The 644-nt window shown below is 74.8% G+C and carries 1 protein-coding gene; it reads left to right on the forward strand.

The window, feature by feature from the left end; translation table 11 throughout:
* Nucleotides 1-253: 253 nt before the first annotated feature.
* The coding region (locus Q2100_RS31565) for a glycosyltransferase (RefSeq protein ID WP_302917167.1) at nucleotides 254-644 on the forward strand (391 nt) is incomplete at its 3' end.

A 644-nucleotide genomic window follows, 5' to 3' on the forward strand; every position in this document is an offset into this window, starting at 1 on the left:
CGGCCAAGCCGGCGCCACGGGCCCCGGCACGCGATCGCAGGCGCAAACCCCCCGCCGATGACGGCCGGGCGCGGCGCGCAGGGCATCATGTAGGCGATCAACGGTCCGGCGGACAGTCCCGCCGGGAGACCAGGTCCGGTAAGCAGAACGCCGACCGCGCGAAGCGGACCGGCGAGGGCCGGACCGCACAACGCCAACAGGGCCGGCGGGCCCGCACACTGGAAGGTCAGCGTTACGGGTGAGCGGCAGTGGGATGTCCGTTCCGGCGGGGCAGGGAAGTAGCCACCGGCCGGTCTCGGTCGTCCTCGCCGGCGGCGGCACCGCCGGACACATCGAACCGGCGATGGCCGTGGCCGACGCGTTGACCGCACTGGACCCCACGATCCGCATCACCGCACTCGGCACCGCACGCGGCCTGGAGACGCGGCTGATCCCCGACCGCGGCTACGACCTCGAACTGATCACCCCGGCGCCGCTGCCACGCAAGCTCTCCGCAGACCTTGCCCGGCTGCCGCTGCGGGTCCGCCGGGCGGTGCGCGAGACCCGGGCGGTGCTCGACGGCGTGCAGGCCGACGTGGTGGTCGGCTTCGGCGGCTATGTCGCGTTGCCTGCGTACCTCGCCGCGCGCGGCGGCGTGCGGCGCC

Origin of the sequence: Mycolicibacterium arseniciresistens, from assembly GCF_030519285.1 — a bacterium.
Lineage (GTDB): Bacteria > Actinomycetota > Actinomycetes > Mycobacteriales > Mycobacteriaceae > Mycobacterium > Mycobacterium arseniciresistens.